10 protein-coding genes and 1 pseudogene are annotated in these 6,255 nt (G+C 65.2%); 8 read left to right on the plus strand and 3 right to left on the minus strand.

The genetic code is table 11. The features are described from left to right. The 3 genes and pseudogenes from EOA49_RS29415 to EOA49_RS29425 all read left to right on the plus strand — a co-directional run. A pseudogene (locus EOA49_RS29415) lies at positions 1 to 316 on the plus strand (hypothetical protein); the annotation flags it as partial. Positions 317 to 439: 123 nt separating this feature from the next. Further along, positions 440 to 1,051, plus strand: coding sequence for a nucleoside triphosphate hydrolase (locus tag EOA49_RS29420; protein ID WP_095799084.1), 612 nt, complete (start codon positions 440 to 442; stop codon positions 1,049 to 1,051). Between the two features lie 143 nt (positions 1,052 to 1,194). Next, entirely contained in the window at positions 1,195 to 1,503 is a 309-nt protein-coding gene (locus EOA49_RS29425; RefSeq protein WP_067323952.1) for a hypothetical protein, read from the plus strand. A 6-nt stretch (positions 1,504 to 1,509) separates the two neighbouring features. On the opposite strand, the gene EOA49_RS29430 is transcribed toward EOA49_RS29425, so the two are convergent. From EOA49_RS29430 to EOA49_RS29440, 3 genes are all read right to left on the minus strand, one after another. Continuing rightward, entirely contained in the window at positions 1,510 to 2,214 is a 705-nt protein-coding gene (locus EOA49_RS29430) for a glutathione binding-like protein (protein WP_067323954.1), read from the minus strand. A gap of 198 nt (positions 2,215 to 2,412) precedes the next feature. Then, a complete protein-coding gene (locus EOA49_RS29435) occupies positions 2,413 to 3,621 on the minus strand; it encodes a beta-ketoacyl-[acyl-carrier-protein] synthase family protein (RefSeq protein ID WP_127240520.1) in 1,209 nt (402 codons plus the stop codon). A gap of 4 nt (positions 3,622 to 3,625) precedes the next feature. Beyond that, on the minus strand, positions 3,626 to 3,880 hold the full coding sequence (locus tag EOA49_RS29440) for an acyl carrier protein (protein ID WP_040975089.1): 255 nt from the start codon (positions 3,878 to 3,880) through the stop codon (positions 3,626 to 3,628). A 197-nt stretch (positions 3,881 to 4,077) separates the two neighbouring features. On the opposite strand from EOA49_RS29440, the gene EOA49_RS29445 reads away from it, so the two are divergent. From EOA49_RS29445 to EOA49_RS29465, 5 genes are all read left to right on the plus strand, one after another. Continuing rightward, positions 4,078 to 4,920, plus strand: coding sequence for an urease accessory protein UreD (locus tag EOA49_RS29445; RefSeq protein ID WP_164746748.1), 843 nt, complete (start codon positions 4,078 to 4,080; stop codon positions 4,918 to 4,920). 37 nt (positions 4,921 to 4,957) lie between these two features. Beyond that, positions 4,958 to 5,260, plus strand: coding sequence for an urease subunit gamma (locus EOA49_RS29450; protein WP_095799087.1), 303 nt, complete (start codon positions 4,958 to 4,960; stop codon positions 5,258 to 5,260). Positions 5,261 to 5,270: 10 nt separating this feature from the next. Further along, on the plus strand, positions 5,271 to 5,525 hold the full coding sequence (locus tag EOA49_RS29455; RefSeq protein ID WP_067323959.1) for a DUF1272 domain-containing protein: 255 nt from the start codon (positions 5,271 to 5,273) through the stop codon (positions 5,523 to 5,525). A gap of 26 nt (positions 5,526 to 5,551) precedes the next feature. After that, positions 5,552 to 6,145, plus strand: a complete 594-nt coding sequence (locus EOA49_RS29460; RefSeq protein WP_127240518.1) for a HupE/UreJ family protein — start codon at positions 5,552 to 5,554, stop codon at positions 6,143 to 6,145. A 7-nt stretch (positions 6,146 to 6,152) separates the two neighbouring features. Continuing rightward, positions 6,153 to 6,255, plus strand: a 103-nt coding sequence (locus EOA49_RS29465) for an urease subunit beta (RefSeq protein WP_206520239.1), incomplete at its 3' end; no start/stop codon positions are given.

Raw genomic sequence — 6,255 nt, forward strand, 5'->3', positions numbered from 1 at the left:
CGCCTATGCGCCCTGGAGCGGCCGCCATGTCGGCGTGCTTGGCATCGAGGACGGCCGCGCCGCGGTCGGCCACGCCGCCTCGCTCGGCGACAACTGGCTGAAGCATGAAGGCGTGGCGACGGCCTTCGCGCTTGCCGAAGGGCGCAGCGTCTCCTTCCGCCACGTCATCGGCGCGGTTCCGGCAGCCGACGTCGAACCGCCAAGCGGCTTGGAACAAGCGACCGATCGACTGCGCATCCTTGCCCAGAATGGCTCAGCGAAGGAGATACCGTTCGACGGCGACTTCCTGCGCATCAGCCGTTCCGTACCCGCCTGAAACCCTTGCTCCGCCAGAGGATGCCGACCGATCTCAAGGGCGCGCGGCAGAGCCTTATAACCGTTTGAAATTTCTCCCCGGTGCCGCCAAGATGCGGCCGGAGTCGCTAGCAAAGAGGCGCTGATGTCTGACTTAGCCCATATCACTGCCGCCATCTTCAAGCGCGCCGGCAAGGCCAAGCGTTTCGTCGTTGCCATTGCCGGCCCGCCGGGAGCCGGCAAGTCGACCATATCGGGCAGGCTGCATGAATTGCTGCCGGAGGGCACGTCCGAAGTCGTGCCGATGGACGGCTTCCACTATGACGACATCGTGCTGAACCGGCGCGGCCTGCGCGCGCGAAAAGGGGCGCCGGAAACCTTCGATTTTGCCGGCTTCGAGACGCTTTTGAAGCGGATCCGCTCCGGCGAGCCGGACATTGCCATTCCGGTCTTCGACCGCACCATCGAACTCTCGCGCGCCGCCGCCGAGATCATTTCCGCCGACACCAAGTTCATCCTGGTCGAGGGCAACTATCTGCTGCTCGACGAGGAGCCGTGGTCGCGGCTGGCAGAGCTGTTCGATTTCACCATTTTCGTCGATGTCCCGCGCGACGAGCTCGAGCGCCGGCTGATGGAGCGCTGGCGCGGCCATGGCAAGTCCGACGAGGACGCCCGCGCCTGGATCGCCTCCAACGACATGCCCAATATCGAGCGCGTGCTGGCGCGTCGCCGGGAGGCCGACCTGGTGATTGGTTAACCTGCTCAATTTTCACCATTTTCGGGCGGGAACCTTAAGATTTACAGGTCGTTATCTCCATGACCCGAATTGTCCGGCACTGACGCGATTCCAGGAAAGTGTGTAACGGTTTCCGGAATTGCGCGATAACAGGGAACCGTCTTATGGCAACCAAGACCAGAAAACCCGCGCCTGCAAGAAGCAGAGCCAATCAATCCAGAGCTGGTGCCGCTCCGGCGACCGCCGAGCGCTCCAAGGACGCCAAGCCAAGCTTCGGCAAGGCGGCGCCCAAGAAGGTCGTGCCCGGCACGGCGCACAAGGCCCCCGCGAAGGCGGCCAAACCTCATAAGCCAGCGGCAAGGTCGGGGCCGATCCGCACTGTGGCAAGCGTGGCGACCGGCGCGGTGGTGGCCACCGCGCGGCTTGCCGCATCCGTGCTCGGCCGAGGCGGCGCCAAGGCCAAGCCCAAATAGAGCGACTCAGCTCCTGACCGGGATAGTCAGGCCCCTCTGCACGGCGGGCCGTGCGAGGCCGCGCTCCAGCCATGCCGCGACACCGGGGAAATCGTCGAAGCCGACCAGATCGCGCGCTTCGTAGAAGCCGATCAGATTGCGCACCCAGCCCAGCGTCGCGACGTCGGCGATGGTGAACTCGTCATCCATGATCCATTGCCGGCCCTTGAGCCGCGTTTCCAGGACGCCGATGAGGCGCCGCGACTCGTCGCGATACCGCTCCAGCGGGCGCTTGTCGGCGATCTCGCGCCCGGCGAATTTGTTGAAGAAGCCGACCTGTCCGAAGATCGGGCCGATCGCGGCCATCTGGAAGAACACCCACTGGATCGTCTCGTAGCGGCGGATGGGATCGGCCGGGATCAGCTTGCCGGTCTTGTCGCTGAGGTAGAGCAGGATGGCGCCGGATTCGAACAGCCCGATCGGCTTGCCGCCGGGCCCGTTCGGATCGATGATCGCCGGTATCTTGCCGTTCGGGTTGAGCGACAGGAATTCCGGCGTCCAGCTCTCGTTCTTGCCGATGTCGACCGGATGCGGCTCATAAGCCAGGCCGATCTCCTCCAGCGCGATCGAAATCTTCACGCCGTTGGGCGTCGGCCATGCATAGAGCTGCAGGCGATCGGGATGCTTGGCCGGCCAGCGCTTGGCGATCGGAAAGGCGGACAGGTCGGTCATCGGGGCTCCGGATGCGGATGGGCGCGTGGCGGCGCGCGTGGCGGGTGGGCAAGACTTAGGACCCCGGCCCTCTGGGATCAATATGGCCGCCAATCGACCTGCCGTGCACGGTCAGTCAACCAAAGCACCCGCAAGGATGAGAACGCGTCCGGCGCCGGCGAAAGCCCGTGCCGGGTCGCCCGTCTCAGATCGCCCGTCTCAGATCGCCTTGAAGGCCAGCACGGCATTGGTGCCGCCGAAGGCAAAGCTGTTGCTCAGTGCTGCGCGCACCTTGCGCTCGCGCGCCACATTCGGCGTCACGTCGAGATCGCATTCAGGGTCTGGCTCGCGGAAATTGACAGTCGGCGGCACGATGGCGTCGCGGATCGCCATGACGCAGGCGATCATCTCCAGCCCGCCCGAGGCGCCAAGGCAATGCGCATGCATCGACTTGGTCGAGGAGACCGAGAGTGCGCTCACGTGCTCGCCGAAGACGCGTTTGATCGCCGCGGTCTCGATCTGGTCGTTGGCCTTGGTGCCGGTGCCATGCGCATTGAGATAGTCGACGTCCTCGGGATTGAGCCCTGCATCCACCAGGCAGAAGCGCATCGCCGCTTCCGGTCCCTCGACGGTCGGCGCGACGATGTCGGAGGCATCGGCCGAGAGGCCCGCGCCGGCGATCTCGGCAAGGATAGTGGCGCCGCGCGCCATTGCGTGGTCGTAGCTTTCCAGCACCGCCATGCCGGCGCCTTCGCCGAGCGACAGGCCCTGGCGGTCGGCAGAGAACGGCCGGCAGGTGTCGGGCGAGAGCACGCGCAGCGCCTCCCAGCCCTTGAGCACGCCCCAGACCAGCGGCGCCTCGGTGCCGCCGGCGACCATGACGTCGGCGCGGCCGAGCCGAATCTGGTCGACGGCCGAGGCGATGGCATGATTGGCCGACGCGCAGGCCGAAGTGACGCCGAACACGGGTCCGCGCAGGCCGAGACTCATGCTGACCTGGCCGGCGGCCGCGCCCGGCATAACCTTCGGCACGGTGAAGATAGCGGCGCGGTTGCGCCCCTCGATCAGGATCGCGCGGTAATTTTCCTCGATCGTCTCGAAGCCGGCGACGCCGACGCCGACAACGGCACCCATCCGATAGGTGTTGTCGGTATGCGCGACGAGTCCGGACTGCCGCATCGCTTCGCGTGCGGCGATCACCGCCAGCAGGCTGAAGCGGTCCATCGACACCACCTGCTTGCGGTCGATGCCGTGATCGGGCAACGCCTTGATTTCGGAACCGACCTTGACCTTCAGGTCATGCAGCGAAGGATTGTCGATCGGGCCGATTGCCGAGCGGCCGGCGCGCATGGCGTCCCAGATCGCCGGCACATCGTTGCCGAGCCCGCATATTCCGCCAATGCCGGTGATGACGACGCGCTTGAGCATGCAGTCAGGCTTTTTTCGCGATCAGTTCGCGAACCGCCTCGACCATGTCGCCGACGTTCTTGAGGTTGCTCCAGGCGTCGACCGTGTTCATCTCGATCTCGATGCCGTACTTCTCCTCGAGATCGAAGATGATCTCGGTCAATTCCAGCGAATGGATCCCCAGCGTGTTGAGATCCGTGCTCGGCGTGATTTCTTCGCCGCCAGGTTCGGCATGCGCTTTGATCTTTTCGATGATTTCGGTCGTCAGCTGGTCAGCCATTCGGTTCCTTCCCCTGTCGTTTTCCGACGCCAACTGATCAGCGCCCCTGTGTCCCCGGATTCACAAACGTCGTCGCCCCTTACCTCGCCAGGAATCCGTGTGACCGCTCCAAGGTGGCTCCCTCTATAGAAACCGAAACGATGTCAAGCAACAAGCTATATATCGACAAAGCCGGTGGAGTGCTTAACGTTGGCGCCGTGGACACGATCGACGATATCCTGATTTCGCTGCCTGCCGCGCAACGTGTTGCCGGGCGAGGCAGGCTTTTCTGCGGCAAGAGCGGCGGCAGGACCCGCCTTCAACGTCTCTATCAGGACGGATCGGCGAAGATTCGCATGCCGGCGGTGCAAGGCGACCCGCTCGAGGCCGTGCTGATCAACACGGCCGGTGGGCTGACCGGCGGCGACCGGCTTGGCTGGGAGATCGAGGTCGGCGAGGGCGCCTCGGCATCGATCACCACCCAGGCCTGCGAGAAGATCTATCGCGCCGCATCCGACCGGGCCGAGACGAAGGTCAGCCTCACGGTTGGCGCCGGCGGCAGCATTGCCTGGCTGCCGCAGGAAACCATCGTTTTCAACCGCGCGGTCTTTGCCCGCGCGCTGCATGTCGAGCTGGCGGTCGGGGCCGAGGCGCTGCTCCTGGAGGCGACGCTGTTCGGCCGGCTTGCGATGGGCGAACGGACGGTCCTGGGCAATTTCCATGACCGCTGGCGGGTTCGCCAGGGTGGCAGGCTCATCCACGCCGAGGACTTTCGTATCGGCCCGGATATCGCGGCCGGCCTCCAGCGCCAGGCCGTGACCGGCGGCGCGCTTGCAAGTGCAACGATGCTTCTCGTCTCCCCGCGTGCGGAAACCCTGCTGGAACCTGCCCGCGCGATCATCGGTGATCAGGGTGGCGCCAGTTTCTGGAGCGTCGGGCAATCTGGCAAGCTTCTTGCGAGGCTCACCGCCGGCGACGGCTACCAGCTCCGCAAGCGGCTGATTCCGCTCGTCGAGCTGCTCAACGGACGGGCTGGCCTGCCCAAATTATGGTCACTTTGACCTTCGAATACTTTGATCTTGATTACCGAGAAGACGCATGAACCTGACGCCGCGTGAAAAGGATAAGCTGCTGATCGCCATGGCGGCGATCGTGGCGCGCAGACGACTGGAACGCGGCGTCAAGCTCAACCACCCCGAGGCGATCGCGCTGATCACCGATTTCGTCGTCGAGGGCGCCCGCGACGGCCGCACGGTGGCCGAGCTGATGGAGGCCGGCGCCCATGTCGTCACGCGCGCCCAGGTCATGGACGGCATTGCCGAGATGATCCACGATGTCCAGGTCGAGGCGACATTTCCCGACGGCACCAAGCTGGTGACCGTGCACGAACCGATCCGGTGAGGAGGATCCAATGCTGGAACTCAGACCCAATTGCGAATGCTGCGACAAGGATCTGCCGCCGGAGGCGGCGGATGCGCTGATCTGCACCTTCGAATGCACCTTCTGCGCCGATTGTGCGCAAAATGTTCTCGGCGGTGTCTGCCCGAACTGCGGCGGCAATTTCGCGCCGCGGCCGATTCGGCCGGCGGCAAAGTTGAAAAAATACCCGGCCTCGACCAAGCGCGTGCTCAAGGCCGGGGGCTGCGGCCCCCGCAAGGCCGCCTGAGTCGGCAATTTGAAGAGGACCCGCCCATGATTTCCGCTTCGACGAAACGCACCGCGCTTGCCACGATTCTTTTCCTGGCGGCGGCGATGCCGGCTTACGCCCATGTCGGCGTCGGCACGACCTCGTCCTTCACGACGGGCTTCATGCACCCGCTGTCGGGCCTCGACCATATGACCGTCATGATCGCGGTCGGCCTGTGGGCGGCGATGAAAGGCGGCAAGGCGGTGTGGGCATGGCCGCTCGCCTTCGTCGGCGTGATGGTGGCGGGCGCAGCACTCGGCATGCTGCAGGTGCCGGTGCCTTTCGTCGAGCCTGGTATCCTCGCTTCGGTCGTTGCCCTCGGGTTGCTGGTGGCGCTGGCGGTCGACCTGCCGGTCTCGGCGGGTGTGGCCATCATCGGCCTGTTCGCCCTATTCCACGGCCATGCGCATGGCACTGAAGTGCCGGAGAATGCCGGCGGCCTCGAATATATGGCGGGTTTCGCCGTGGCGACGGCGCTTCTTCATGGCATCGGCATCGCGGCCGCGCTCGGACTTGGGCTCCGCTTCCGCGCCCTGGCGCGTCTTGCCGGCGCCGCCTGCGCGACGGTCGGCGCGGGCCTTGCCTTCGGCGTGCTGTGAGGCTGCGATGATCCCCGGCGAAGTCATCACGGCAAAGGGCGACATCGAGCTGAACAAGGGCCTGCCGACGGTGATGCTCAAGGTCGCCAACAGCGGCGACCGTCCGATCC

This window comes from Mesorhizobium sp. M1A.F.Ca.IN.020.04.1.1 (assembly GCF_003997315.1).
GTDB lineage: Bacteria > Pseudomonadota > Alphaproteobacteria > Rhizobiales > Rhizobiaceae > Mesorhizobium.

What these genes read in the sequence shown, in the direction of transcription:
- EOA49_RS29440 (WP_040975089.1), bottom strand. Translation starts at nt 3,880, where the DNA reads ATGGCTGACCAGCTGACGACCGAAATCATCGAAAAGATCAAAGCGCAT.
- EOA49_RS29460 (WP_127240518.1), top strand. Translation starts at nt 5,552, where the DNA reads ATGATTTCCGCTTCGACGAAACGCACCGCGCTTGCCACGATTCTTTTC.
- EOA49_RS29435 (WP_127240520.1), bottom strand. Translation starts at nt 3,621, where the DNA reads ATGCTCAAGCGCGTCGTCATCACCGGCATTGGCGGAATATGCGGGCTC.
- EOA49_RS29420 (WP_095799084.1), top strand. Translation starts at nt 440, where the DNA reads ATGTCTGACTTAGCCCATATCACTGCCGCCATCTTCAAGCGCGCCGGC.
- EOA49_RS29430 (WP_067323954.1), bottom strand. Translation starts at nt 2,214, where the DNA reads ATGACCGACCTGTCCGCCTTTCCGATCGCCAAGCGCTGGCCGGCCAAG.
- EOA49_RS29425 (WP_067323952.1), top strand. Translation starts at nt 1,195, where the DNA reads ATGGCAACCAAGACCAGAAAACCCGCGCCTGCAAGAAGCAGAGCCAAT.
- EOA49_RS29450 (WP_095799087.1), top strand. Translation starts at nt 4,958, where the DNA reads ATGAACCTGACGCCGCGTGAAAAGGATAAGCTGCTGATCGCCATGGCG.
- EOA49_RS29455 (WP_067323959.1), top strand. Translation starts at nt 5,271, where the DNA reads ATGCTGGAACTCAGACCCAATTGCGAATGCTGCGACAAGGATCTGCCG.